Source organism: Rhizobium sp. BK251 (genome assembly GCF_004345245.1).
GTDB lineage: Bacteria > Pseudomonadota > Alphaproteobacteria > Rhizobiales > Rhizobiaceae > Rhizobium.
In genome coordinates this window covers 72,172-97,928 of sequence record NZ_SLUQ01000015.1, presented here as the reverse complement: position 1 = coordinate 97,928, position 25,757 = coordinate 72,172, and the positions used below count along the sequence as shown (strand labels likewise).

At 60.7% G+C, this 25,757-nt stretch carries 21 protein-coding genes; 8 read left to right on the top strand and 13 right to left on the bottom strand.

The features are described from left to right. The first annotated feature begins 35 nt into the window (after nucleotides 1-35). Genes EV286_RS29520 through EV286_RS29495 form a run of 6 tightly spaced genes read left to right on the top strand, consistent with a single transcriptional unit; the run spans nucleotide 36 to nucleotide 7,591 of the window. Nucleotides 36-620, top strand: a complete 585-nt coding sequence (locus EV286_RS29520) for a winged helix DNA-binding protein (protein ID WP_132960819.1) — start codon at nucleotides 36-38, stop codon at nucleotides 618-620. Nucleotides 621-630: 10 nt separating this feature from the next. After that, a complete protein-coding gene (locus EV286_RS29515) occupies nucleotides 631-2,457 on the top strand; it encodes a dipeptide ABC transporter ATP-binding protein (RefSeq protein WP_245500874.1) in 1,827 nt (608 codons plus the stop codon). Between the two features lie 38 nt (nucleotides 2,458-2,495). Beyond that, nucleotides 2,496-4,031 carry an ABC transporter substrate-binding protein gene (locus tag EV286_RS29510; protein ID WP_132960817.1) on the top strand — a complete coding sequence of 512 codons (1,536 nt, stop codon included), beginning with the start codon at nucleotides 2,496-2,498 and terminating at the stop codon, nucleotides 4,029-4,031. 60 nt (nucleotides 4,032-4,091) lie between these two features. After that, on the top strand, nucleotides 4,092-5,015 hold the full coding sequence (locus EV286_RS29505; RefSeq protein WP_132960816.1) for an ABC transporter permease: 924 nt from the start codon (nucleotides 4,092-4,094) through the stop codon (nucleotides 5,013-5,015). A gap of 3 nt (nucleotides 5,016-5,018) precedes the next feature. Further along, entirely contained in the window at nucleotides 5,019-5,864 is an 846-nt protein-coding gene (locus EV286_RS29500; RefSeq protein WP_132960815.1) for an ABC transporter permease, read from the top strand. Next, nucleotides 5,861-7,591, top strand: a complete 1,731-nt coding sequence (locus EV286_RS29495; RefSeq protein ID WP_132960814.1) for a M14 family zinc carboxypeptidase — start codon at nucleotides 5,861-5,863, stop codon at nucleotides 7,589-7,591. The genes EV286_RS29500 and EV286_RS29495 overlap by 4 nt, the downstream gene beginning before the upstream one ends. A 173-nt stretch (nucleotides 7,592-7,764) precedes the next feature. Here EV286_RS29495 and EV286_RS29490 read toward each other — a convergent pair whose 3' ends face one another. From EV286_RS29490 to EV286_RS29470, 5 genes are all read right to left on the bottom strand, one after another. Further along, nucleotides 7,765-9,780: a beta-galactosidase trimerization domain-containing protein gene (locus tag EV286_RS29490; protein WP_132960813.1), complete on the bottom strand. Its 2,016-nt coding sequence runs from the start codon at nucleotides 9,778-9,780 to the stop codon at nucleotides 7,765-7,767. A 15-nt stretch (nucleotides 9,781-9,795) separates the two neighbouring features. After that, on the bottom strand, nucleotides 9,796-10,929 hold the full coding sequence (locus tag EV286_RS29485) for an ABC transporter ATP-binding protein (RefSeq protein WP_132960812.1): 1,134 nt from the start codon (nucleotides 10,927-10,929) through the stop codon (nucleotides 9,796-9,798). Between the two features lie 8 nt (nucleotides 10,930-10,937). After that, complete coding sequence (locus EV286_RS29480) at nucleotides 10,938-11,762, bottom strand: carbohydrate ABC transporter permease (RefSeq protein ID WP_132960811.1); 825 nt, start codon at nucleotides 11,760-11,762, stop codon at nucleotides 10,938-10,940. 3 nt (nucleotides 11,763-11,765) lie between these two features. Further along, nucleotides 11,766-12,698: a sugar ABC transporter permease gene (locus tag EV286_RS29475; protein WP_207909943.1), complete on the bottom strand. Its 933-nt coding sequence runs from the start codon at nucleotides 12,696-12,698 to the stop codon at nucleotides 11,766-11,768. 109 nt (nucleotides 12,699-12,807) lie between these two features. Beyond that, nucleotides 12,808-14,112 carry an ABC transporter substrate-binding protein gene (locus EV286_RS29470; protein ID WP_132960810.1) on the bottom strand — a complete coding sequence of 435 codons (1,305 nt, stop codon included), beginning with the start codon at nucleotides 14,110-14,112 and terminating at the stop codon, nucleotides 12,808-12,810. 302 nt (nucleotides 14,113-14,414) lie between these two features. Between EV286_RS29470 and EV286_RS29465 the strand changes: the two genes are divergently transcribed. Then, nucleotides 14,415-15,443 (top strand): LacI family DNA-binding transcriptional regulator, encoded by a 1,029-nt coding sequence (locus tag EV286_RS29465; RefSeq protein ID WP_132960809.1) that lies wholly within the window; start codon nucleotides 14,415-14,417, stop codon nucleotides 15,441-15,443. Between the two features lie 125 nt (nucleotides 15,444-15,568). Here the strand turns inward: EV286_RS29465 and EV286_RS29460 are convergent, their stop codons facing one another. The 6 genes from EV286_RS29460 to EV286_RS29435 all read right to left on the bottom strand — a co-directional run bounded on the left by EV286_RS29460 (nucleotide 15,569) and on the right by EV286_RS29435 (nucleotide 22,154). Then, entirely contained in the window at nucleotides 15,569-16,867 is a 1,299-nt protein-coding gene (locus EV286_RS29460; RefSeq protein WP_132960808.1) for a hypothetical protein, read from the bottom strand. Next, nucleotides 16,860-17,618 (bottom strand): ABC transporter ATP-binding protein, encoded by a 759-nt coding sequence (locus EV286_RS29455; RefSeq protein WP_132960807.1) that lies wholly within the window; start codon nucleotides 17,616-17,618, stop codon nucleotides 16,860-16,862. Before EV286_RS29455 ends, EV286_RS29460 begins: the two co-directional genes overlap by 8 nt. Beyond that, nucleotides 17,611-18,681: an iron ABC transporter permease gene (locus tag EV286_RS29450; RefSeq protein WP_132960806.1), complete on the bottom strand. Its 1,071-nt coding sequence runs from the start codon at nucleotides 18,679-18,681 to the stop codon at nucleotides 17,611-17,613. Before EV286_RS29450 ends, EV286_RS29455 begins: the two co-directional genes overlap by 8 nt. Next, the gene (locus tag EV286_RS29445; RefSeq protein WP_132960805.1) at nucleotides 18,662-19,726 is read right to left on the bottom strand and encodes an ABC transporter substrate-binding protein; all 1,065 of its coding nucleotides are present in this window, start codon (nucleotides 19,724-19,726) and stop codon (nucleotides 18,662-18,664) included. The genes EV286_RS29450 and EV286_RS29445 overlap by 20 nt, the downstream gene beginning before the upstream one ends. A gap of 297 nt (nucleotides 19,727-20,023) precedes the next feature. Beyond that, nucleotides 20,024-21,181, bottom strand: coding sequence for an adenosylhomocysteinase (locus EV286_RS29440; protein ID WP_132960856.1), 1,158 nt, complete (start codon nucleotides 21,179-21,181; stop codon nucleotides 20,024-20,026). Nucleotides 21,182-21,272: 91 nt separating this feature from the next. Continuing rightward, nucleotides 21,273-22,154, bottom strand: a complete 882-nt coding sequence (locus EV286_RS29435) for a LysR substrate-binding domain-containing protein (protein ID WP_132960804.1) — start codon at nucleotides 22,152-22,154, stop codon at nucleotides 21,273-21,275. A gap of 261 nt (nucleotides 22,155-22,415) precedes the next feature. Between EV286_RS29435 and EV286_RS29430 the strand changes: the two genes are divergently transcribed. After that, a complete protein-coding gene (locus tag EV286_RS29430; RefSeq protein WP_132960803.1) occupies nucleotides 22,416-23,138 on the top strand; it encodes an alpha/beta hydrolase in 723 nt (240 codons plus the stop codon). Nucleotides 23,139-24,148: 1,010 nt separating this feature from the next. Here EV286_RS29430 and EV286_RS29420 read toward each other — a convergent pair. After that, on the bottom strand, nucleotides 24,149-24,850 hold the full coding sequence (locus EV286_RS29420; RefSeq protein WP_132960802.1) for an SDR family NAD(P)-dependent oxidoreductase: 702 nt from the start codon (nucleotides 24,848-24,850) through the stop codon (nucleotides 24,149-24,151). 169 nt (nucleotides 24,851-25,019) lie between these two features. Next, a complete protein-coding gene (locus EV286_RS29415; RefSeq protein ID WP_132960801.1) occupies nucleotides 25,020-25,718 on the bottom strand; it encodes a DUF2161 domain-containing phosphodiesterase in 699 nt (232 codons plus the stop codon). Nucleotides 25,719-25,757: the final 39 nt, after the last annotated feature.

The window sequence follows — 25,757 nt, the reverse complement described above, 5'->3', positions numbered from 1 at the left end:
GGTGGCATAATTTCGCCAAGATGGGGATCACGCAAATGACGGTAGAACCGAAAGAAATTCGGACCCGCAAGGAGGACGAAAAGAAGAGGCTTCCCAAGCATTTGCGTCCGATCGCCTCGATCGGTCCAATCGTTTCTTCGTCTCATCTCGCCGAGGGCGGTTCGCCGGGAATGTCGGAAGTCGAGTACGGATTGATCCTCGCCTCGCATGCCTTCGAGCGCTGGATGGTGCGTTGCATGTCGGCTGCGGGGCTGCCCGGCCTTTCGCCGATGGAGGTGCTGATCCTGCACTCCATCCGTCACCGCGGCCGGGAAAAGAAGCTTGCCGACATCTGCCTCGTACTCGATATCGAGGATACGCACGTTGCCAACTACGCAATCCGCAAGCTGGAGGCCGCGGGCCTCCTGACCACCGGACGGGCAGCGAAAGAAAAGACGGTCAAGATCACCGACAAGGGCGCGGAAGCCTGCAGCCGCTACGGGCAGATCCGCGAGCACCTGCTTGTCGATTCCACCGCCAATGCCCGGCCCTCCGAAGAGACGCTTTCGGAACTCGCTGCCGTACTGCGCTTCATGTCGGGTGCCTTCAACCAGGCTGCCCGAGCTGCGACTACCTTATGAGAAACATGGCGTGATCATTCCCTCCCCGCTTCTTTCCGTTGAAGACCTGTCCGTCGAATTCGGCACCTCGCGTGTCGTCGAGAACCTGAGCTTCTCCGTCGCTCCCGGGCGGACTGTGGCGATCGTGGGCGAATCCGGATCGGGCAAATCGGTCACCTCGCTCTCCGTCATGCGGCTTGCCGACATGCTCGGGGCACGATTCCCCTCCGGCCGCATCCTCTTCAACCGGCCAGACAGCCAGGTCGATCTCCTTGCGCTCACGCAGAAGCGCATGCGCGCCATTCGTGGCAAGGAGATCTCCATGATCTTCCAGGAGCCGATGACTTCGCTGAATCCGGTGTTCACGATCGGCGACCAGATCGCCGAGATCCTGAAGCTGCATGAAGGCAAATCGAACAGCGCGGCACTTGCCGAGGCCAGGCGCCTGCTCGACATGGTGCGGCTACCGGATGCGGCCGAGCTCTTGACGCGCTATCCGCACCAGCTCTCCGGCGGCATGCGCCAGCGCGTAATGATTGCCATGGCGCTCGCATGCCGGCCGCGCCTCCTGATTGCCGACGAGCCGACGACGGCGCTCGACGTCACCATCCAGGCGCAGATCCTCAACATCCTGCGCGACCTGCAGAAGGAACTCGGCACTGCCGTGATCTTCATCACCCACGACATGGGCGTCGTCGCCGAAATGGCCGATGACGTCGTGGTCATGTGGAAGGGCAATGCAGTCGAGAAGGGCTCCATGCTCGAGACGTTCGAAAGGCCTGTCCATGCCTATACGCGGACGCTGCTTGCAGCCGTACCGAAACTCGGCAGCATGAGGGGCGAGAACTTCCCGAAGCGGCTGCCGGTTACCATCCTCGAAAACGGCGAGCCGAAGCTCTCCGGCTCCGAGCGAATCCAGAACACTGCGCGCTATGATGCGTCTCCCCTGCTTTCGGTGCGCGATCTCGTGGTGCGCTTCGACATCAAGAAAGGCCTGTTCGGTCGCGTCACCCATCGCGTCCATGCCGTCGAGAAGGTGAGCTTCGATATCCATCCGGGAGAGACACTGGCGCTTGTCGGCGAATCCGGCTCCGGCAAATCGACGATCGGCCGAACGATCCAGCAATTGCAGAAGGCGACGGACGGCAGCATGACCTTCGGTGGCCGGACGCTAGCGTCGATGGGCATGGCAGAGCGCCAGCGGCTGCGGCAGGACGTGCAGTATATCTTCCAGGATCCCTACGCTTCGCTTGACCCGCGCAAGACAGTCGGCTTCTCGATCGCCGAGCCGATCCGCACGCACGGCCTGCTTGAGAGCGAAAAGGAGATTGCCAAAACCGTCGATGCACTGCTGGAGCGCGTCGGGCTGACCTCGGCACATGCCCGCCGCTATCCGCACGAATTTTCCGGCGGCCAGCGCCAGCGCGTCTGCATCGCCCGCGCTCTTGCCTCCAATCCGAAGCTGATCATTGCCGACGAGGCGCTGTCGGCGCTCGACGTTTCCATCCAGGCGCAGATCATCAACCTCTTCATGGATCTGCAGGAGGAGCGTGGTCTCGCCTATCTCTTCATCAGCCACGACATGGCCGTGGTCGAAAAGATGAGCCATCGCGTCGCCGTACTGTATCTCGGCCAGATCATGGAATTCGGCAGCCGTCGCCAGATCTTCGAGACGCCGTCGCACGACTATACCCGCCGGCTGCTTGCAGCCGTGCCGATCGCCGATCCACGGCGCCAGCGCGAACACCTTGCCCTCGACGGCGAAATTCCAAGCCCGATCCGGCCGATCGGCAACGAGCCCGCGCTCTTTGCGAAAGAGGAGATCGCGCCAGGCCACTTTGTGGCACGCAGTGCATGACGGATACGAACCATGAATACTTCAAAGGGAGCATAAGCATGACAATATTAAAAAGGGGATTGACGACGGCTCTGGTGACGCTTGCCATGGCCGGAACTACATTTTTGACAGCACCCGCCTTCGCCGCCGGCAAGCTGACCGTTTCTTCGCCACAGGATCCGGGCAGCTGGGACCCGATTGACACCTTTCTCGTCAACTGGGCGTCGGTCGCGACCAATATTTTCGATGGCCTGACCTATCGCGGTCCGGACCTGAAGCTCGTGCCCGGCCTTGCGACCTCCTGGGAGGTGCTTGATAACGGCATGCGCATCCGCTTCAAGCTGCGCGATGGCGTGAAGTTCCATGACGGCGAGGCCTTCGACGCGGCAGCCGTGAAGTTCACCTTCGACCGCCTGCTCGGTCCGGAAGGCGCCAAGGGCCCGCAGCAGTCCAACTACAATTCGATCGGCAGTGTCGAGGTGATCGACAACAACACCGTCGAGTTCAAGATGAAGGTCGCCGACCCGGTCATTCTGACCAAACTTGCCGGCTATGGCGCCATGATCGTGCCCCCGAAATACATCCAGGAAAAGGGCGACGACTATTTCAACGCCCATCCCGTCGGCACCGGCGCCTTCAAGTTCGTTTCCTACGAGCCGAAGGTCAACATCCAGCTGGCCGCCAATTCCGACTATTGGGGCGGCGCACCGAAGATCTCCGATCTCGAATACCGCTTCATCGCCGAGCCCTCCACGGCAATTGCCGAGCTACAGGCCGGGCGCGTCGACCTCGTCATCCCGCCGACCATTCCGATCGGCATGATCCCGACCGTCCAGGGTGATTCCAAGCTCGCCATCGTCACCTCGCCGGGTCCGACGGTTTATGCGTTGCGTTTCAACACGCGCGACGGCATCACCAAGGACGAGCGCGTGCGCAAGGCGCTGATCATGGGCGTCGACCGCGATGCAATCATCAACTCGGTGCTCGGCGGCCAGGCCGTGCCGATCGCCAGCTTCCAGGGTCCGCTCTCCTTCGGCTTCGATCCGGCGATGAAGCCGCTGCCCTACGATCCGGAACAGGCAAAGGCGCTCCTGAAGGAAGCCGGCGTTGCGCCAGGTGCTGCCGTGCAGATCGACCTTCGCGGCAACGAAGCAACCTTCATCGAGGTCGCCCAGGCGATCTCCGCCTATCTTCAGATGATTGGCATCACGGCGACGATCAAGCCCTATGAGACCAACGTGCTGCTCAATGACATCATCCCGTCGGGCAAGACCGGCGCGATGTTCCAGCAGTCCTGGGGCGGCTGGACACTCGACTACGACAACACGGCCGTCGCCATGTATCACACTGGCGAAAAGTGGAATCCCTACGACAGCGACCCCAAGATGGACGACATGCTCGCCAAGCAGCGCACCATCACCGATAAGGCCGAGCGCGAGAAGCTGCTGCAGGAGATCGCCCACTACGCCGCTGATCGGGCGCTCGAAATGCCGCTCTATAACCTCAACGCGATCTTCGGCATCAACAAGCGCGTGAAAAACTTCACGCCAGTACCGGATAGCCGCCTGAAGTTCACCGACGTCACCGTCGAATAAAGAGATCGGCCGCCGCCCCGCACAAGGGGCGGCGGCCACGCAAAAAGGGGAACGCGAGACTTGGCCGCATTTCTGATCAAACGTCTGCTGCAGGCGGTGTTCGTCGTCATTGCCGTGACCCTGACGGTCGCCTTCGCGATCCGTCTGACCGGCGACCCGGCGCTGATGCTGACGCAGGGTGCCGGCCGTGTCACCGAGGCCGATCTCGTTCGCATCCGCGAGGGACTTGGCCTCAACCAGCCCTTCGTCGTGCAATATCTGAATTTCCTCAAGGGCATCGTCACGCTTGATTTTGGTCGCAGCTTCCTCGGCGGCACGCCGGTTTCGGTGCTGATCGGCAAGGCCCTGCCCGCGACGCTTTCGCTTGCCGCCTCCTCGCTCATCGTCTCGATCGTCATCTCGATCCCGCTCGGCATCAAGGCGGCTACGGCCAGGGGCAAATGGGCTGACCAGGCGATCCGCATTCTTTCCCTCGTCGGCCTCTCTTTCCCGAATTTCTGGCTGGCGACGATGCTCGTGCTGCTGTTTGCCATCACTCTTCCATGGCTGCCGCCGAGCGGCATGGACGGTTTTGCCAGCTTCATCCTGCCGGCCGTCACCATGGGGATCATCCTGACGGCGACGAATGTGCGGCTGGTGCGCACGGCAATGCTGGAAACGCTGCAGTCGCAATATATCATGGTCGCGCGCGCCAAGGGCCTCAGCGAGAACGTGGTGCTCTACAAGCATGCCCTGCGCAACTGCGCCATTCCGCTGATCACCTATTTCGGCCTGCAGTTCGGCGGGTTGCTCGGCGGCATCGTCGTCGTCGAGCGCGTCTTCAACTGGCCGGGCCTCGGCACGCTGGCATTCGATGCCGTCGGTGCACGCGACTATCCCGTGCTGCAGGCCGTCATCACCGTGCTTTCGCTGATGATCATCGGCGTCAACCTGCTCGTCGATATCGCCTATGGCCTCGTCGACCCACGCATCCGGACGGAGTAGACCATGGCCGCGCGCGATGCCTCCTCGCATTTCCTGAAGCTCGAATTTCTGCTCGGCGCCGTGCTGCTCGGCACGATCTGCCTCGCGGTGCTCTTCTCCGGCACGCTCTTTCCGGGCGGCGCGGAGAGGATCGACCTGATGTCGCGCCTGGTGCCGCCCTTCACTCGGCCGGCCCACATCTTCGGCACCGATCCGCTCGGCCGTGACGTGCTGGCAAGGGTCATCGCCGGCGGCAGGATCTCGCTGCTCGTCGGCTTCGTCTCGGTCGCCGGCGGCGTCGTCTTCGGCGTCGTGATGGGGCTCGTCGCCGGGTACTATCGCGGGTTCTGGGACATGGTCGTCATGCGCTTTGCCGATATCCAGCTGGCGCTGCCCTTCATCCTGCTTGCCATCACCTTCATCGCCATTCTGGGCGGCGGGCTTGCCAACACGATCATCCTGCTCGTCGTCTCGCAATGGGTGCAGTATGCCCGCCTCGTACGTGGTTCCGTGCTGGCGTTGCGCGAGCGCGAATTCATCCTCTCTGCCCGGGCGATCGGGGTGAAGGACTGGCGTATCATCCTGCAGCACTTGCTGCCAAACCTCATCGGTCCGGTCATTGTGCTGATGACGCTGAACGTCGCCACCAATATCCTTCTCGAAAGCAGCCTCACCTTCCTCGGTCTCGGCATCGACCCGACCACTCCGAGTTGGGGCGGCATGCTGGCGGAAGGCCGCACCTATCTGCAGACGGCCTGGTGGGTCAGCGTCTTTCCCGGCCTTGCCATTCTCCTGACCGTGCTCGGTCTCAATCTCCTTGGCGACTGGCTGCGCGACAGTCTCGATCCCACAGGCAGGACATCCGTATGACACTCATCTGCGAAAAGAGTTTCGAGCGCACGCTCGACGCGCTCGTCACACGATTCTCCGGTTCCAGAGGAACCAGGGTCGAGGCCTGGACCTTCGACGACGAAGCGAGCCGGCGCCGGGCCGAGGAGACGCTCGCCGCATATGGCGTATCCGCCCGCTTCCGCAGCGCCTACAAGCCGCTGCTGCATTTCTTTCTCGAAGAGGCAGACCTCGGATCGATCGAAGCGATCGATATCGCCTATCCGCGGCATCCCGCCTGCCCGGCGAACCGCTTCCTTCTGGAAGCCTATCCGCTTGCCGGCCTTGTCGGCAGTGCCAAGCTTGCCTTTTCAGCGGCGGACGAGGGCGGACTTCTCTATCGGGTGGCGCTGACGCGGAAGAACGGCGCGACCGAGACGCACAGGATCTTTGCCCCCAACCGGGTACATACCGATCATGTCGGTGAGACCCTTTTGTCTCCAACCGGCTGGCTCTCGATCGACGGCGCCGCCGGTGAAACGCTGGAGACTGATTACGAGACCTTGTTCGACCGCGCGATGCAGGCGATCGCCTCGCACAGCTGGGGTTCGACGGAGCCATATTTCGATGAGTTGAACATCGCCGTGTCCCTGCCGATCGAGGACCGGTCTCTGCCGATCGGCGACGAAGTGGTAAGTCTGCGCGAGGCTCTGCACGAGGATTTGTACTTCTCGCTGCTCGAAGTCTTCCAGAAGAGATCGGGCCGGCCGATCGGCGACCGCGGGCTGCAGCCCGGCCAGATCGTGCCGAATGTCCGTTATGCCGATGCCGCACCCTCCCTTCGCATAGAGACGCTGCCATTGTCAGCAACGGAACTGACCGCCGAATACCAGCCGCTTGCTGCCGCGATCTCACCGCTTGCGGCAGAACAGGTCAGGACAGAGCTTCTGACGATCGAAGGCGTGTCCTTCGAGGCCCGCTCGCGCGCGGGTCGCGCCGTGGCGGCGCGCTATCACACCGGGGGCGACCGTGCTCTCATCATCTCAGGTGGGCAGCATGCCAACGAGACGACCGGCATCGTGGGGGCGTTGCGCGCGGCACAGCAGCTGGCCGGACAGCCAGGCGCGCATTTTTCGGTCTCGCCGCTCGAAAACCCGGATGGATACCAGGTGCATTGGCGGCTTCGCGCCGACAATCCCGGCCATATGCATCATGCCTCCCGCTACACGGCACTAGGCGACGATCTGGAATACCGCTCCGGTGAAGGATTGTTTGAGAAAGCCATCCGCATCGAGGCCGAGCGGCTGACCGGAGCAAAGCTTCACGTCAACCTGCACGGCTATCCCGCCCATGAATGGACACGGCCGCTCTCCGGCTACGTGCCGCGCAATTTCGCGATGTGGACGCTGCCGAAGGGCTTCTTCCTCATCATGCGCCATCATGCCGGCTGGGTCGAGGCGGGCGAATATCTCATCGATGCGGTGAGCAGGCGGCTTGCCGCCGTCCCCGGCCTCGTCGACTACAACAATGCCCAGATCCGGCTCTTCGAGACCCATGCCGGTGATACCGGCTTCAAGGTCATCAACGGCTTTCCCTGCATGATCTCGGTAGACGACCGCCACACGGTGCCGCTGACGCTCATCACCGAGTATCCCGACGAGACCATCTACGGTCAGGCCTTCATCGACGGTCATACGGCGCAGATGGAGACCGTGCTCGCAGCCTATGAAGCATTGCAGCATATGGCTTTCCCGCAGCCGATCTCCTGACGACTGTCGCAGGATTTCAGCGCATCGCCGATTTCCTGTCTCCTGCGGCGCTTGCTGACTGCCACCTACCACGCAGTTGAGAGCTGAAACATGTCGAACAACGCGTGGAGAGCCACTTCTTCACGCGTTGAGCGCGTCGTTCATGGATGAGCAAAGCCGTTCATCGCCAACGGCTATGCATAGACAATCTCCACCATCGCGTGGCCGTTCACCTCAGGAACCACGAAATCCACGCGGTCCGCGTCGACGACAAAGTCCAGCGGTTGCAAGGCCGGGACGATACGCACCGCCTCCACCTGGCCTCGCGAAGCGAGTGAGACCGATACCTCGTGTAGCGTTGTGATGTCTTGAATTGGCTGGATGTTCGCGCCGCGCAGGTTGCCTCGGAGCGCAGGCGTGGCATGGAGCAGATGTACGATGTCGCGACGCTCACCCGGCTGGCTGCGCACGGTCACCCTGCCCGCACGCGGAAGGGAGGTCGTAACGATCTTGGGGCGACCCAAGGCGCGATTGATCGCCTTTTCGGCGATCTCCAGCATCGCCACGGCGCCAGCCTGATGATAGCAGCTGAATATGGGGTGAGCGAGATAGGTAAAGTTGCCCTTCTCCGACCCTGCCGCAAAGCCGGATGCCTCGGGCTTGCTGGGAGCGTTCACGTGGCCCGAGAAGTGCTGTGGCCGTCGATCGAAATAGGGATCATACACTTCACCCAACGAAGTGCCATCGGTCACCACGATCTGCTCCGACGGCTGGTAGGTGAAGAGCGGATCATTCACGAATCCGGCACGCAACTCGTCGATCGGCAACAGGTAGTCACCGCCAGTCATCTGCGACGTTCCCTTCCACTTCGCCCCGACGTCGAACAGGAACCCCTTGTCTGGATCGATGCCGCTCTTGCCGGTCAGAAGCACCCTTCCGCCCTCTGCCGCATAGGCGTCTATTTTAGCCTTGAGCCGCGGATCGACCTCGATCACGTCAGGCAGGATGAGCAGTCGATACGGCGAGAAGTCACTTTCGGTATCGACGACGTCGAAGGCGAATTTGCCTTCCAACAGCACCCGGACTGCTCCGTGTTCAGGACCGTCGAACCGATGGTCGGATTGCCCCGGAATTCCCACGAGGGAGGGTCTCGACGCGGCCTCCGCCGAAAGCAGCGCAATCTCCGCCCGGTTTTCGGTGTCGATTGCCCATGGCTCGCGCCGCTCGACCCACTCATAGGCGGGAGCAATGATAGACATCGTGGATTTATCGATCTGCCCGGTGGGATGCAGATGGTCGCCGATGGAGCACCGCGCCCCGTGGGCAAGCATGGCTCCGCATTCATACACAAGCGCTTCGGGCACCTTGTAGCCACCGACTTCGCCCCAATGAAAATGGAACTTCCCGGTCATCCCGAGAAAGGGAATTTTGAGCGCATCAAAGTAGCGGGCACTGAGAGGGAAGTGATCATAGCCCCAACCGGCCGTCGGAAGCGACTCGATCTCCAGATGGCTGTAATAATCGGCATAGTGAGACCGCAAGCCGCGGCGCATATGGCCGGAATTGAAGAACAGAGGCATGCTGGGATTGTGCTTGTGAACCGCGTCACGCACACGCTGATAGAAATTTTCAGCCGACTGATGCGTGAACTTATGCACATCCTGCGGATTGGTCCAGTCCAACCCCATTGCGTCCATCTTGTCGCGTGCCGAGGCACTGACGGATGGCAATTGGAAGGCGATGTCCATGAAGATGCCATCGCCGTCGGGGTAGTTGGTCATTACCTCCTCTGTCTGCGCGCACAGATAGTCGAGATAGGGTGTCGAGAAGTCGAGAAATGCCCACCCGGGTCCGTTTGGTGTCGTGCCCTGACGAGGCTGGCCACCCTCGGGTGATACTGCACGCCATTCGGGGTGACGATGGGCGGCAAGCTCGTCCCATGTGGCCGTCAGATAAATGGGAGCGTTGATGCCAGCGCCGTGCAAGGCGTCGAGCTGAGCCCGCAGCAGGTCGAAGCGCAGACCGGGATGGGTCTCGCCGACCTTGGTCGGATGGTACGAATAGCCGTGATGGCACTTTGAAAAGACGGTGACTGAATCGACATGCGCATTCTTGAATGCTGACGCAAACTCACTGGCATTGAACCGAGAGCCGATGCCCGGGATGAGGCCTGACGTATGAAAATCGAGATGGATCTGGCGAAAACGCATAAAAGGCCTCCTGGGTCAGTGGTTTGCTCTTTGCACCGGCGGGTGACGCAAGGAACGGCCGTCCTTGGCGAACACGAAGAGAGCGGCGGGGTCGAGGGTGAACGAAATAGGATCGCCGTAGACGGCGTTGATCTGAGCCGGGCGATGCACGGCGAAGTAGCCCTCATGAGATTCTGAATCGAACGCGCGAAGGGCTCCGGCGTCGACATACATGAGGGTCTCGCGGCCAAGGCTTTCAACGACGGCCACCGTTGCGTCGATTGTCCAGCCCTTCTGGCCGGAATCCCCGAACGCCTCGGGGCGAACACCGAGCGTGATCTCGTCATTGGCGGAAACGCCTGTCAGATCGAGATCGAACGAGCCGTGCAGGCCATCGGCGACAATGGTGGCACTGCCTGTCGAAGCCGCAGTAACGCGCGCCCTGATGAAGTTCATCCTGGGCGAGCCAAGGAATCCGGCCACGAACCGGTTCAGCGGCCTGTTGTACAGTTCCAGCGGGGAGCCCACTTGCTCGATCCTTCCGTCGTTCAAAACGACGATGCGGCTTGCCATGGTCATCGCCTCGGTCTGGTCATGCGTGACATAGACCATCGTGGCCTTGAGCTCGGCATGCAGCCGGCCAAGCTCCACCCGCATCTGCGATCTCAGTGCGGCATCCAGATTTGACAGTGGCTCATCGAACAGAAAGACGTCGGGCGAACGCGTGATCGCGCGGCCGATCGCGACACGCTGCTTCTGGCCGCCGGAAAGAGCCTTAGGCTTCTTGTGCAGATGATCCGTGATGCGGAGGATTTCCGCGGCGCGCCTGACAGCAGCGTTGATCTCGGTTTTGGGTCTGCCAGCGATCTTGAGGGCAAAACCCATGTTCTGCGCCACGGTCATGTGCGGATAGAGGGCGTAGTTCTGAAAAACCATCGCCACCCCGCGGTCAGAGGGTTCATCTCGCGAAATGTCACGCCCGTCGATGCTTATGGAACCGCCGCTGATAGTCTCGAGACCGGCGATTGTCCGCAAAAGTGTGGACTTGCCGCAACCCGACGGCCCGACCATGACAACAAATTCGCCTGGCTCGACTTTGAAGCTGACACCCTTGATGGCATGAAAGCTTCCGTAGTTCTTGACGACGTTCTCTATTTCCAAGTTCGGCATTGGCGATCCTATTTCCCGAGCCCGGCGAGCGAGCGGACGAAATACTTCTGGGCGAAAACGAAGACGAGCAGGATTGGCACGACGGCCATCGAGAGGCCCGCCATGATCGCGGGCCAGTCTGCAGTGAACGAGCCCTGCAGCTGAAGAATGCCTACGGGAAGCGTTTTGACCTGGGGATTTGTGAGCATCAGCAGCGCCAGGAGAAACTCGTTCCAGATGAAGACTGCCTGGAAGATTGCTGCGCTCGCGATTGCAGGTCCCGACAAAGGCAGGATCACCCGAAAGAACGTCTGGAGCCTGCCGCAGCCGTCCAAACGTGCCGCTTCCTCCAGCTCACGTGGAAAATCAAGGAAGAATGCGTAGAAGAGAATGGTCGTGAACGGTATGCCGTAGGCCGCATACGGGAGCACGATTGCAAACCGCTGGTTCAGCAGCCCCGCGGCCGAAATCATCTGGAATAGCGGCACCAGCACCGCTTGGACGGGTACGGCGAAGCCGGCCACGATCATCAGGTACAGCAGCCCCATCCATATGCTTTCGGATCGAGCCAGCACATAGGCGGCCATTCCGCTGATGATGACGATCAGGGTGACGGCCACGATCGTGACCAGTGCCGAATTCAGCATGAAGGTGCCTACACCGACACCCCAGGCTCTGTCGAAGGCGGTGAAAGTCAAACTGCCAGGCAGGCCGAGGGGATTGGTGAAGATTTCCCGGCGGGTCTTGAAGGCGGCAAACAGCATCCATGCCATCGGCATGAGGACGAAGAGGCTCCACAGCGAAACGACGCCGTAAAGGATCAGGGTGGCCATGCGAAAACGCGGCATGTTCATGTCTCATGCCCTCCGCGACGCTTTGAGCTGCAGGATACCGAGAAGCACCGCCAGCACGAGCAGGACGACCGACATCGCGTCGGCGTAACCCATGTTGTTCAGTGAGAAGGCCTGCAGATAGATGTAGGTGCCCATCACCTGGGTGGCGTTTGCCGGCCCACCGTTCGTGGTTGCGTAGATCAGGTCGAAGACTTTGATGCCGCCAATGGTCGTGATCAGTATTGCCACCACGAGAACGTTGCGGATCGAGGGGAGTGTGATGTGCCAGAACGCTTTGACGCCCTTGGCACCATCGAGCGCCGCCGCCTCGTAGAGTTCCTTCGGAACCCCCTGCAGTCCCGCAAGGATCAGCACCATCATGAAGCCCGTATACTGCCAGGCTGCGATCACAAGCAGCATCGGCATGGCTATGTTCGGGTCGCCGAGCCAACCCAAGATCGGCGGGGTCAGACCAACATGCTTGACCAGCGCGTTCAACACACCGGTGTTGGGGTCGAGGATGATCAGCCAGATCAGAGCTACCGCAACCGACGAGATAACCATCGGCGCGAAGATGATCGTCCGAAATATCGTGGAGCCGGCCGGCAGTCCGCGATCGAGAATTGCGGCCAGCACCGTTCCGAAGCCGACCTGAAGAACGATCGATCCGATGACGATGAGGGCATTGTTGCGAAGCGCCAGCCAGAAAACCGGGTCGGCCATCGCCTGCGCGTAGTTGCCAAGGCCGACGAAACGCCACTCCGGAGACGTAAGGCTGAACTCGTAAAGCGAACCGACCACTGCCAGGAAAGCCGGGATGAAGATGAAGACCGAGCACAAGCCAATCGCTGGAAACAGCAAGAGGAGAGAGGCCATCTGCGGAGAATATGTTCGCCTCGGGCTCGTGCGGATTCCGCTCGTCTCTCGAATGGTCGTTTCATATGTCGTGTTGGACATCGACGCTCATGCTCAAAAGGGAAATTCGAACTGTGGGCGAGGCTCGGCGTCTGCTTTGACAGACGCCGGTGCGCAGTTTCGGAATACGTCGCGTATCGGGCGGGCCCGGCTATTGCGCCCGCTTCGCCTTGGCAGCGAGCGCTGTCGTGCGGATTTTCTCCATCGCCTGCTCCGGAGTAAGGCTGCCGTTCAGCACTTCGACGCCGGCGTTGAGATAGGCCTCGGAGACTGATTGCTCGAGATTGACGTCAAGGACATTGATGCCCTCCGAGAATGTCGCGACATCCTTCACGATCCACTTGAACTGCTCGGTGGTGTTCGTGACAGAGTCGATATCCGCAGGGTTCGAGGGGATGGCCTTCTTGATCTCCGCGTACTTGGCCGCGATCGGAGCCGAAACCAGGAAGCTCAGCCATTCGACAGCCTCCTTGGGATGCGCCGTCTTCGATGACACCATCAGGCCCTGAGGCACGAGGAAGTTTGTATTCGGATCGCCCTTGCCGCCAGCAATAGGGGGCATGCGGAACATTGCGTAGTTGGTAAAGCCTTCTGCATCGAAGATCCCGGCGCACCAGCTGCCGCAGTAGATCATGGGCGCGACCTCTGACGAGAACATCGATCGGCTAACCTCCGGAGACGTCGCATTCGGTGCGTCCTGGAAGCAGCCTGCCGCCTTGAGATCCAAGACCTTCTGCCAGGCTTCGACATAGCCCGGGTTGGTGAAAAGTGCCGCGTCGTCAGCGGTCAACCCGTAGTCCGGAGCGGTGGTTGCCGAACCGAGTATGCGATCATTGAGCATGGTCATGTAATGGATGAGCTTCCACCGCTCGGAATTGCCCAGCGGCAGTGGCACCGTGCTCGGATCGATCTCGCGGATGGTCTTGCAAAGGCCGATGAGCCCCGCAAAGTCCGTGGGCGGGGTCAGCTTATGCTCGTCGAAATATCCCTTGTTGTAGTAGAAATACTTGGAGACTGCCTCATTCGGGACACCGTAGTTGCGGCCGTCCTTCTCGAAGGCAGCTTGCCAGCTTTCGGATATCGAAGACTTGAATCCACCGGGCGCGCTGCCGAGGTCGGTTATGTCCAGCACCAACTTGTCGCGGATCAGGCGTTGCGCGTCCTCACCGGACCAGTTGAAGAATACGTCCGGCGGCGCAGAACCGACGAGGGCGACCTGAAGCGTCGTCTTGTAGGCCTCGTTCGGGAAGAACTCGTTGACGATCGTGACATCAGGATGTGTTTTTGCGTATTCGGCCTTGGCGTAATCGAGAAAGGCAGGGTAGCCCTCCTCGACAAGGTTCCACATCTTGATGGTCACCTTCTCTTGAGCATGAAGCGGGCCGGCTGCGGCGGCCAGTCCCAATGCATACGCGCACAGGCGCACAGAACGCGAGAGCGTCTTCGTCCAGTTCATATCGATGATCCCCTCCCAGGGACAGGTTTGGGGCGCGCCCCGGTGTCCATCTCACGTTGCCGAGCCGGCAGGCGGTCCCAGTTGGCACCACCCCTCCGAACCGGTTCGGCAACATCCTCAAATGCATGCGGAAACCCGCAACCACTAAGCATCGAACCGTTTCGATGTGAAATAAGCCATAAGAGCAATATCGGTGTCAATAGCCGATCGCGCGATCTAGACGAGACGCGGAAAGCTCTGTATTGGCAACTGATATGTCCGATCGCCTCGGACGCTGGTTCCGATAGAAACGGTTCGATGAAATGGCAACGATACGCGATGTCGCGAAATTGGCCGGCGTCTCAATCTCGACGGTCTCACTGGCACTGAATGAAACAGGCAAGGTGAACGAAGATACCTATCAGCGTATCTGGCAGGCTGCGCGTGACGTCGGATATGTTGCAAATCCTGTGGCTCAGAGCCTCAAAAGCGGTCGCAGCCGGCTGATCGGGATGATCGTCGGCGACATCTCCAACCCGTTTTTCGGGAAGATTCTTCAGGAGGTCGAGCGCTATGCCATCGAGAAGAACCATTTGGTCATCGTCTCGGAATCCAGGGCAGACCCCGAGCGCGATCTGGCAATCCTCGAGCAATTGAGCGGCCAGCGAGTCGCCGGCGTCATCCTATCGCCACACGGCAGGGGACGCGAATACGTGGAGCGTATCTCCTCATACAGAATGCCGATCGTGATGCTCGATCACAAGGTGGAGGGGATCGATGCCGATTTCATCGGGTCCGACAACGTCCTGGCCAGCGCCATGTTGACCGAACACCTGATCCGATGGGGCCACACGCGCATCGCGCATATCGCTGGGATCACAGGCCTCTGGACAGCCGAACAGCGGATGAAGGGTTTCTACGACACCATGGCGGCGTCGGGGCTGCCGGTGGACGACAGCCTTGTCGTCCGTGGCGAATACGATGGAGACTTGTCGTATACGCAGGCGATGCGGCTCCTTACCCGTCCCGATCGGCCGACGGCCATTCTGGCGGCCAACAATATCACCGCGCTTGGCGTCCTCCAGGCGATTAACGATCTCGGGCTGAAATGCCCAGCCGACATTTCCCTCACCTGCATAGACGACGTGCCGTGGTCAAACGTCATCTCTCCTCGGCTCACAATGGCCGTGCAATCAATCGATGAGATTGCCCGTGTGGCAAGCAAGTGGTTGCTGGAGCGCATAAGCAGCCGCACGCCCGAGGCAATAGCCGCCAGAGAACACATCGTTGACCCGAGGCTGCTCATCGGGCAGTCCTGCGCCGCGCCCGCCCAGTTCTCCACCAAGGTTTAAGAGATCAAGCCAGCGCCGCAACTGCGCGGTTCGGCAGCCGCTAGCGCGGTCGGCGTTTTATTGCTGCGGCAAGACAAAAGGCCGTGCGGGGCGGGCATCCGGCAGTTCGACCCCTTGCCATCCCGCTAGAATAACAACTCACCCATGGAGAGCCTTCTTAGCGCGACGGCGATATTGGCAACGAGGCCCTCCTTTTTCGGGCCATGGTCCGGGTATCGGGTCATGTTGTCGCCGTTGTGCATGAAGACGTATCCCCCGCGTCCGGTTGGGGTCGGGTACTGCCAGATCCAGTCCGCCGGTTTCGGGTCGTGCTCGGGGCCGACATCGGTCAGCCTTATCGCACCGGGAGGTGGATCGGTCCAGCCGCGCGCATACTGGCCGAAAATGCCTTGCCAGCCGTCGAATCCTTCGCCGAGATCGGAGAAAATCCCGAACCGGTCATCGCGCACGCGAACCTTGATATTGGCGAAAGGGCGCGGCGGAACGGCGTGGAACGGTGCCATGAAGGGCAACCACGGTTGAAACGGTTCGGCGCAGATGATCAGGTTCCCGCCCCGCTCCAAAAACGCGACAAGATCGTCGGCTCGACTCTTGAGGAAGAACTCGTCGTGACTGCTCGGGATATAGAGCGTGTCCGTCTTCGCCAGCAATTCGGGGCCGAGCCGATCGCAGGGAGCAAAGAGGAGCTCGAACTCGGCTCGTCCAAGACTTTCCTCTATCCATTCAGGATGCCACTCCGACGGGACGTGAGAGCATTGTAGATAGGTGAACCGGTTTTTCGCAGGCCGCTCGATCCCCAGCTCGCGGTTCAGCCAAGGATAAAACGACCGGAGGAAGCGCGTGGTCGCCGGCATGAAGCGTTGGCCGTTGTGCGAGTGCGGATCCAGCGTTGCGAGCAGCAATCTGCCGCCGCCGGGCAGCGAGGGAAAGTCGAGAAACAGGCTGCCGCGCCCGTCTTCAATCTCGAGGATGGAGCGGGCACCGTCCGGAACGTTGTAGGAGCCGCCCCAATGCCAGCTCATATGGGAAAGAGGCATGCTGTCTGTGATAGGGTGGCGTGGCTCGGAAAGCCTTACCTCCAGCTGTTTGCCTTTCGTCCACCACAGCCAGTCGCGGCAGTTCCCCTGCGTCCACTCAAGTCCCGGAATGTCGAGCCAGTCAGCATGGCCCTGGAGCAATACGACAAGAAAACCGCCGCCATGCATATAGGCGTTCAACTGCCGTGCATAAGGATGCAGCGTGGGCGTGTCCATCGCGTCTGGCACGACGACGGCTGCGTAGGACGACAGGTCGGTCTGGGGCAGGTCGTGGATATAGATGAGGTCGTCGATATAGTGACGAAAATCCTGGAAGCTTCGCAGTTGCCAGCTATTGCCCCAGTGGACATAGGCAAGCCTCTTGCCGGGCACGGTTGGCTCAGCCATCGAAGCGCGCTCCATCGTGACGGAATACGGGTGCGTAGGTATGTTTGGCGAGCCCGTTGAAATCCGCCCGAGCGATCGGAAGGTCATAAAGAACCGTCAGGTTTTCGGGGCTAAGCGCATCCGCCGTCGGGCCGCAGACATAACTGGTCCCGCTGGTCATCAGCAGGACGTCGCTGGCAATCTCCACCGCGTGCTGCGGCATGTGGGTAGAAAAGACGATCGTCATGCCGTGCGTTTCCCTGAGATGGGCAAGAAGCCCCAGGACCTTGTCCTGGTTCTTGTAGTCGAGGGCCGCACAGGGTTCGTCGAGCACCAGCAGCTCGCATTCCGATGTCAGCGCCTGGGCAATCATCACCAGCTGACGCTGGCCGCCGCTCAACGAATTGAAGGCCTGCTGTTCGAAATGTTCGATCCCGAGCATGTGGAAATAGTGCCGCACGACCTCGTAGTCCCACTTGCCGGGCGCGCCGAACATACCGAGATGGCGAGCTCTGCCCATCAGGGCGATATCGAGCGCGGAATAAGAAAACGGCACTTCGAACAGCTGGGGAACGAAGCCCACCTGACCACCGATCGAAAGCCGTCCGGACCTCGGCTTTATAACGCCGATCAGTGTATTGATCAGGGTTGTCTTGCCGACGCCATTGGCGCCAAGCACCGCCAGAATCCGCCCCCGTTCCAGACGCAGGCTATAATTTCTGAGGATGGTCTGACCACCGCGCTCGATGGTGAGGTCGCTTGCCTCAATCACTGGACCAGCCCCCCTTCGCATGGAGACGACGCAGGATTACCGCAAAGACCGGAACGCCGATCAGAGCAGTGATGATGCCAAGCGGGATCTCTGCCGTTGTCACCGTCCGTGCCAGATTGTCGACCATCAGCAGGTAGATCGCACCGATCACGCCAGATACCGGCAGCAGCCGCTGGTGGTCGGCGCCGACGAACGCACGAGCGACATGCGGGATGACGAGGCCAACCCAGCCGATGATGCCGGAAGTCGCAACAACGCCTGCCGAAATAAGAGCCGAAGCGACGAGGATGATCCATTGGACCAGCACGACCTTCGTGCCAAGCGCCCTGGCTCTTTCCTCGCCAAGCGACATGATGTTGATCTGGAAGCGCAGCAGATAGATCATGACGGCCGAAGGCACCACTGCCGCAGCGACCAGCAAAACGTCCAGATAGTTGCTTGATGCGATGCTGCCCATCAGCCAGTAGGTGATGGCGGGCAGTTTCTGGAAGGGATCGGCAAGCAGTTTGGCGATGGAAATCGCTGCCGAAAAGAAGGCCGATATGACGACGCCCGCCAGAACGAGCGTCAGCATGCTTGTGCGTCCCCGCACCGTCGACAACAGCTTGACGAGAAAGACACTCCCGATGCCGAAGAGGAAGGCCATCGTCAGCAGAAGAGGACCTTGCAATCCGAGCAGGATTGCCAGCGTGCCCCCGAAGCCCGCGCCTGACGTAACGCCAATGATGCCTGGATCCACCAGCGGATTTCGGAAGAGCCCCTGCAGTGCCGCACCCGAAACGGACAGGCCGAAGCCGACAATGACCGCTGCCATGATGCGCGGAAGACGAACCTGCTCGACAACGACTTCCTGCACCGGTTCCCAATAGGGGATGATCATGGGATGCACGTTGTCGATCAGAATGTAGGCGACATCCCGGACCGACAGGTCGTAGCGTCCGATCGTCAGCGAATAGAGGATCGCAAGAACGAGAATGCAGATCAGCACGGGAAGGACGGAAACCGAAGCTCGGCTCCGCCCTGCAAGACCGGTTGCCGGTGCCTTAGCCGAAAAGTTCGACATACTTCAGCGCCGGCGCATTGCTCTCGGATTCAAGGATTGCCTTTATCTGAGTGTCCGTCAGTTCCGCGCCGTAGATCAGCTTGTAGGTATCGACGATTTGTTTCCTGAATTCCGGTGCGAAGTCGGCGCCGTGGGCGATGGCGGCCAGCCATTCCGAGGTGAGGAAGATTTCCGGCGCATCCGGCGTGCGCGCGAAGACTGGTTGTTTGTAAACCCGCTTCTCCTTGACCGCCTTGAGGCTGGCGATCACCGGGTTGTTGAAGAAGTCCTGGGGCGTGAGGTCCGCATAGGCCGGAATGATGATGATGTCGGGGTTCCAGACCAGTAGCTGCTCGAAATCGACCGTGCGCCACCATTCGCCAGTATTGTCGGCCGCCGGATTCGTCACGCCGCTGAGCGAAAGATCCTGTGAACCGTTGGCGATGACCTGGATCTGGTCGGCCAGCTTGTCGATATGAAGAACCGAAGGAAGAGCTGTCTTGTCGAGCTTGGCGACCTTGCCGTCGAGTGCCTTCAATGTATCGGATTGTGCATTCAGGATCGCCTGTGCGCGGTCGTTGCGACCGGTCATGTAGCCCGTCAGCGTGATGTAGTCGAGGCGGTCCTGTTCCGTGCAGCACTGCCAGCCCACGACGGTGAGACCGACACGCTCCAGTGGCTCGATGAGCTTTTCGTCATGGGTCCATTGAATTACCGCGTCCGGCTTCTGGGCGAGGATTGCCTCGACATTCGGTACAAAACCGTCCTGGGCTGCGCTGGCATTGATCTTTGCCATCTCCGGCAGCATTTCGGCGTAGATGCCGCTGGTGAAATATCGCACCAGCGAATCCCTGTTCATGCCGGCAATGCTGTCCGCCTTCTCGTCGACCGCGCGATATATGATCGGCGCGGAACGGACGATCGTGACGACCTTTTCCGGCGGCCTCTCGAAGGTGATTTTCTTTCCGCGGTGATCGAGAAACGAACTTTCGGCATGCAGCGTTGTCGGCAGAAAGATAGGCAGGGACAATGCCAGTGCGGAAAGAGCCTTGAGGCGTCGAGACATAGATCACTCCTTGAGCTACCCGTATCCCGGTGGCAGCAAGCCGATGGACGAACCGAAAAATTTCATGAGTGTGTTACTCATGTTAATCTTCGATGTCCAGCGTAACTAGGGGTGAATGGGATACTGATTTGAGCCGACTGTTGTCGCAGCCGGCCCACTTGCTTTGCACCTGCATCCGCACTCGGCCGGACAGGCCAAGGTCCGCATCATTACTTGCGGACGGGCCGAAACAGGGTCTCCTGCGCAAACGGTAATTCACGACAAGCGTGCGGCCGGGGAGCCTTGCTGGCCGGAGTGCTAGCGTGCCAGATCGAGATAGGCGCTTGCGACCGCGGCGTCGATATCCTTGGGCACCGGGACGATGCAGCATTCGGCTCCTACCTCGCCCTTTGCAACGCGCTCCAGGCAGCGTGCCTGCAGCGTGAATCCAAGGTCCATGGACTCGACGGAATTGCCGAGCGGCCGGGGTCCGGCGAGATTTGCCATATGCCCGCCGCCGAGAATGTGAAACTTGCGGCCGTCGCTAAGATGCAGCGCTTCCATCGCGTCGGTCTCATAGCGCTCGATATGCGCAACGTCGGAATGAGCGCGAAAGCCGGCAACATCGATCTCCCACGGGAAGTGGCCCCCATTCATCAGGATGGCACCATCCTTGAGAAGCGGCAGGTCCGCGGCGGTTACGATATCGGGAAAGCCGGTGACGGTGACGAGGACATCCGCCGATCGGATCGCCTCCTCGCGTCGCGGTGTGACGAAGCCATCGAGATGCGCTTCAAGCGCAGTCACAGGATCGATATCGACGACGCTTACCGTGGAGAAGGCATTGCGGAAGCAGGCGGCGGTGCCTCTGCCGCAGGCGCCGTATCCAAAGACCGTCACGCGCTTGCCATTGGTGGACCGGTTCGTGAAGCGCATGTAGCTTTCAAATAGGCTTTGGCCGACGGCATGCTTGTTCTCGGCAAACTGCTTGATCGGACTATCATTGATGACCAGGATCGGCATGTTCAGCTTTTCGCGCATCGGCAGGAGGCGCGTGCGTCCGGACGTCGTTTCCTCTGTGCCGCCGAGCAGATTGGCGTAGGGACGCTCGGCTGCGATGGCAAAGAGATCGCCGCCATTGTCGAGCAACAAGTCAGGCCTGGCATCGACAACCGCCTCAAGGTTGCGGTGGTGTTCGGCAGGATCGGTGGTCTGCGTCGCGAAGACGGTGACGCCCTGGGACTGCAGATAGTCGACGGTGGCGGGCTGCGTGCTGTTGAGATTGCCGGTGCAAACGAGCTTGGCGCCACCCGCCAGGAGCGTCATCAGCAAGGCGACCGTCTTCGGCTCCAGATGAATGCCGGTGCCGATCGAAAGCCCCGCGAACGGCCGCGTGCGCTCGAACTCCGCGCTAGTCGCCTTCAACAGGCGGCAGCTGTTTCCGATCCAGTCAATACGGGTGGCGGTGTTGTTCATCATGGCGTCTCCGATGGCGATAAGCCGTCTTAACGATAGGCGCCGTCAGAAGGTATGGACATTCCCCTGCCAATAGGGCAGAAAATCTGCCCTATTGATCTCCGGCCCCTGCCCTGACTAGCCAATCCCGGATTGCCGCGAAGCCTGGCTTTCGGAGATCGGTCGTGCGGCAGCAGAAGCTGTAGCCGGCCGGGCGGCGGATGAAGCCGAAAGGAGCAGCAAGCACATTGCGCGCAAGGTCGTCCTCGATGGAGGCGCGCGGTGCGAGTGCGACACCTAAGCCCGAGCGGGCGGCGCCAAGTGCCAGCAGGAGGTCCTCGAATTCCAGGCGGCGCACAAAATCCACCGGCGGCGTCCCGCTCTCGGCGAACCACTCTTCCCAGAGTTTCGGCACACTGCGACTGACAAGCATGGTCGCCTTCAACATGGTCGAGGGGTCTTTCCCGAACCCCGCGACAAGAGACGGGGCGGCCACCGGACCGTATTCATCCTCCATGAAACGCACCGCAGTAACGCCCGCCGAAGAACGATACTCGCCGCCCATGATCACAGCGTCGAGCTCGGGATGCTTGAGAAGAGGCTCGGCGACAACCATCGGGACGATGTCGACTTCCGTCGAGTCCATCGCATCCTGCAGACTGCCCATGCGCGGCATCAGCCACCATATGCCAAAGGCCGATGGAACACCGAGCCGCAGCTTGCGCGCAGTCCCGTTCTGGAAATCGGCGGAAGCATGCTGCAAGAGGGAAAAAGCCGCCGTCGCCGCTTCAGCCAGATCCCTCGCTCTTTCCGTCGGCACGAGCCGCCGGCCGTCCCTCGTGAAGAGCTTCTCGCCGAAATGATTCTCGAGTGTTGCGATCTGCAGGCGCACCGCGCCACGTACGACACCGAGTTCTTCAGCGGCATGCAACACGCTGCCCTGCCGGCAGACGGCTTCGAAAGCGCGGATGGCGTTGAGAGGCGGAAGGCGCATGACAGCTTTCAAAAGAAGATGGTGGCCACAGGTTGATCTCGGCGCGGAGCGAAATGCAAGAGACGCGAGGCCGGACCGAACGCGTTGGCGCGCCAGCCGATGGGCAGAAGTGCTCGGCCTGAAAGATGTCATCCCGCCACTTGAGGCCGTTGGCCGAGTTGGACGAAGGCCTAAATACGCCGACGGCGCAGGCGTTGCGATGGACAACGCGCACCAGTACGGACATCATGCGCCAGACTTCCAACTATATGCGGGCCGTCAATGCGTGTGCTGGCCTTCTGCATCATGTGTTTCTGCCCGACGTCTGCCCTTGCTGTGGAGTGCGTGGTGCTGCTGCATGGGCTCGCCAGGACGGAAGCCTCGTTGCTCATCATGGAAGAAAGCTTGCAAGCGGCGGGCTATAAGGTGGTCAACAACACATATCCGTCCACGGAGGCTCCCCTGGAGGCGCTGCTGACATACATTGGTCAGTCGGTGTCCGAGTGCGGTGAGCGAAAGGTTCATTTCGTTACCCATTCCATGGGCGGCATCCTTGTTCGGGCCTGGCTGAAGCAGGACCGGCCCGCCAATCTCGGGCGAGTCGTTATGCTGGCTCCCCCCAACCACGGGTCAGAGATCGTCGATTCCGTTAGGGACATAAAGCTTTTCGAGATCCTCAACGGGCCAGCCGGGCTGCAGCTCGGCACCGAAGCCGGCAGTGTCCCGAACAGCTTGGGTCCTGCTGACTTCGACCTCGGCATCATTGCCGGCAATATCTCGGTCAATCCACTTCTTTCGAGCGCCTTCGACGGGCCGAATGACGGCAAGGTTTCGGTGGAAAGCACCAAGCTGGACGGTATGGCAGATCACATCGTCCTGGCAGCGACGCATACATTCATCATGAACAATCCGCTCGCAATTGCGCAGGTGTTGGAGTTCCTTCGCAACGGCCGTTTCAATCATGAGCTAACACTGTGGGAGCTGCTGACCAGGTTCTTGAAGTAGTGAGCCGAACCACTGGCTTTCGACGTCGCGGCAATGGGAACGGACGGATGGCCGGCCGATGGCGACCGGCGCAGGACGCGGCTGCCATCTCTCGATCGCAAGGCGCCTTGAAGCGATCGGCCACCAGGATAGGTCTTTGCCCACTGCCCCGCCCGGTTTGATCCCTGGCGGACACGGATATAGGCGTCCGGACGTGTTGGGCCAGCGTCGGCCGCCCGCGGCACTTGAAATGCGCCCTGCAATCCCCAAATGAGCGCTCGACCCGCTGGTCCGGGCCCCTCTGGCGAAAGCATCGGCACTTTCGCGATGTCGGACCATTCCCGACATTCACGCCGACGCCAAGGGAAAAACCGCCCTGATCTCCGAAATCGCTGCCTGGCTATTCGCTCTGTTCGTCGTCGACCCTCTCCACGCCGAAATCCGTGAGCGCGTCGATAGCGCTAACCTCCCCGTCGCGGCATTGCAGCAATCTCAGCAATGCGTCGCGGCCCACGGCCCCCGCCTGTTGCAGCGGGCAGGAGAAGAGCCGGTCTGGGCAACAGGAACTGCCATCGGCATCGCGACCGGCTGGAAGTCTCCAGCCGAACTGTTCGACGTCAGAGATCCAAACTGCGCCGCGCTGACCAACATATTCAACGGCGGAAATGCCGAAAGCAGCGAAGACGCTGAGGTTTAACTACAGATCCAGCCGCGTCGATCCAGGGCCGTGGCGACGAAGACACCTCCGCCCTGACCCATTGGCAGTCGTTGATGCCCAAGAGACTTTTCGGCCGGCGAACTCAGGGTGGTCGCCGGATGTACAATCCATATAGGATGGACGACAAGGACTGGGTCTCGAAGTTGGCGCAGGATGGCGAGAACTGGATCGACTTCATGACCGCCCGTCAGATGAGCCGCGGTGAGATGGGGCCCATCGTCCGTAACAGCACCGACAGCCGCAAGCAACTCATCCATGTCAAACGGGGTCTTCCTCGCCGCGGTTTGCAGCATCGTAGGACAGCTCGGGCTCGTCAGAACCTTTCCCCCCACGGCCTGACTTCGATCTCCCATGACCATGCGCTGCGATGCTGACGAAGCAGGTCTACGTATGATTGGGCGATGGCGTCGGGATCGAGCGTGCTGTCCGGAGACTCGTTCGGATCGGGGCGAAGCTTGCTGCGTACGGCGCCGTCGACCACGACGTGTGCGACATGGATTCCCTTGGGGGCAAGCTCCCTCGCGGCGCTTTGCGCGAGACCGCGCAAGGCGAACTTACCCATCGCAAACGGCGCCGAGTTCGCGAAGCCTTTGACGCCGGCCGTGGCGCCTGTGAGAAGGATGGCTCCCTTTCCCGCCGGAAGCATTCGTCGAGCCGCTTGCTGCACGGCGTAGAAGGCGCCCAATGCCGAGACGGCGACCGCCTTCTCCACCTCGGAAGGATCGAGCTCGGCAATCGGCCCGCGAACCCGCCCGCTGGCATTGTAGATCACCACCTCCGGCGAGCCTATCAGCGCGTCCGTCTCTACGAAGAGACGCTCCACCTGTTTTGCATCGCTGGCATCGACCGGCAGGGCGAAGGCGGCGGTTTCGTCGACCAATGGGCTCAACTTCTCGACGTCTCGGGCGGCGACGACAACCGACAGGCCCGCCGAGCGCAGCACTCGAGCAAGCGAGGCACTGATGCCGGACCCCGCCCCGATGATAAGAGCGCTGCGATAGGGAATTGCCGTCATGTCTTTCTCCTCGCTTCGGAAAGTAAACATTTAGGTCGCCGCGTATCGACACCAAGCAACGGCCAGCGATGGCATCATCTATAATCTGCGGGCCACAAGTGGAAAAGGGTGAGTGTCTCGAGCAAACTCGAACCACACACGGCATTTCCGATTTGAGCGATACAAAGCTCTATTGTGAAATGGAAGTCACGCCGGAATGGCCATAAACAGCCTTCCCGTCCGGCTGCGGCCATCGCTGCAGTGCTTCGTGCCCGGCGTCGGTCAGGCCGTAGACGCCTCTGTCGAGGCGTTCAAACCAGCCATAGACATTCGAAAGCAAGATCCTTCCGGCATCCGGTACACTGGATCTGATATCGCGCACGCGAAGCGGTCCCGACTCCAGCGCTGCCGCACAGCCGAGCGCCTGCTGGCGATAAGACGTCATGACCGGCACGCGTGTGCTCCCGCCCGGTGCCGGATCGCCGCGCCGTCTGTGATGCTCGCGCATGAGCCTCGAGCGTCGTTTCGGATTTGTCCGTGGCATCGGCGATACGGAGCCGACGATAAGGCTGACCTCGCCGGCATCGGAAATGCCGAGCATGCCGATCCCGAGGCGGCGGCAGAGATCGCGATAGCGCTTGTCGGCCTCGCGGCCTCGGCCCTTGGCCGAGACTCGCGCCGCAATCCAGACTTCGTCTGCGACAGTTGCGCGGTCGACGGCCTGCAGGATGAGTTCGAGATTGAAGTTCATCTTCAGTTCGCAAACCACGACCACAGGCGGATCGACATCGCTCAAGCCGACAAGGTCGCACCCGCCGACCTCGCCCTTGACGACGTAGCCTGCCTTTTCGAGAAAGCCTTTGACGGGCAGATAAAGCGAAGTTTCCATATGCCTGCAGCTCGCAGCGACGAATCGTTCCGCAGACTA

What these genes read in the sequence shown, in the direction of transcription:
- EV286_RS29520 (WP_132960819.1), top strand. Translation starts at nt 36, where the DNA reads ATGACGGTAGAACCGAAAGAAATTCGGACCCGCAAGGAGGACGAAAAG.
- EV286_RS29510 (WP_132960817.1), top strand. Translation starts at nt 2,496, where the DNA reads ATGACAATATTAAAAAGGGGATTGACGACGGCTCTGGTGACGCTTGCC.
- EV286_RS29500 (WP_132960815.1), top strand. Translation starts at nt 5,019, where the DNA reads ATGGCCGCGCGCGATGCCTCCTCGCATTTCCTGAAGCTCGAATTTCTG.
- EV286_RS29495 (WP_132960814.1), top strand. Translation starts at nt 5,861, where the DNA reads ATGACACTCATCTGCGAAAAGAGTTTCGAGCGCACGCTCGACGCGCTC.
- EV286_RS29490 (WP_132960813.1), bottom strand. Translation starts at nt 9,780, where the DNA reads ATGCGTTTTCGCCAGATCCATCTCGATTTTCATACGTCAGGCCTCATC.
- EV286_RS29485 (WP_132960812.1), bottom strand. Translation starts at nt 10,929, where the DNA reads ATGCCGAACTTGGAAATAGAGAACGTCGTCAAGAACTACGGAAGCTTT.
- EV286_RS29480 (WP_132960811.1), bottom strand. Translation starts at nt 11,762, where the DNA reads ATGAACATGCCGCGTTTTCGCATGGCCACCCTGATCCTTTACGGCGTC.
- EV286_RS29475 (WP_207909943.1), bottom strand. Translation starts at nt 12,698, where the DNA reads ATGTCCAACACGACATATGAAACGACCATTCGAGAGACGAGCGGAATC.
- EV286_RS29470 (WP_132960810.1), bottom strand. Translation starts at nt 14,112, where the DNA reads ATGAACTGGACGAAGACGCTCTCGCGTTCTGTGCGCCTGTGCGCGTAT.
- EV286_RS29465 (WP_132960809.1), top strand. Translation starts at nt 14,415, where the DNA reads ATGGCAACGATACGCGATGTCGCGAAATTGGCCGGCGTCTCAATCTCG.
- EV286_RS29460 (WP_132960808.1), bottom strand. Translation starts at nt 16,867, where the DNA reads ATGGCTGAGCCAACCGTGCCCGGCAAGAGGCTTGCCTATGTCCACTGG.
- EV286_RS29450 (WP_132960806.1), bottom strand. Translation starts at nt 18,681, where the DNA reads ATGTCGAACTTTTCGGCTAAGGCACCGGCAACCGGTCTTGCAGGGCGG.
- EV286_RS29445 (WP_132960805.1), bottom strand. Translation starts at nt 19,726, where the DNA reads ATGTCTCGACGCCTCAAGGCTCTTTCCGCACTGGCATTGTCCCTGCCT.
- EV286_RS29440 (WP_132960856.1), bottom strand. Translation starts at nt 21,181, where the DNA reads ATGAACAACACCGCCACCCGTATTGACTGGATCGGAAACAGCTGCCGC.
- EV286_RS29435 (WP_132960804.1), bottom strand. Translation starts at nt 22,154, where the DNA reads ATGCGCCTTCCGCCTCTCAACGCCATCCGCGCTTTCGAAGCCGTCTGC.
- EV286_RS29430 (WP_132960803.1), top strand. Translation starts at nt 22,416, where the DNA reads ATGCGTGTGCTGGCCTTCTGCATCATGTGTTTCTGCCCGACGTCTGCC.
- EV286_RS29420 (WP_132960802.1), bottom strand. Translation starts at nt 24,850, where the DNA reads ATGACGGCAATTCCCTATCGCAGCGCTCTTATCATCGGGGCGGGGTCC.
- EV286_RS29415 (WP_132960801.1), bottom strand. Translation starts at nt 25,718, where the DNA reads ATGGAAACTTCGCTTTATCTGCCCGTCAAAGGCTTTCTCGAAAAGGCA.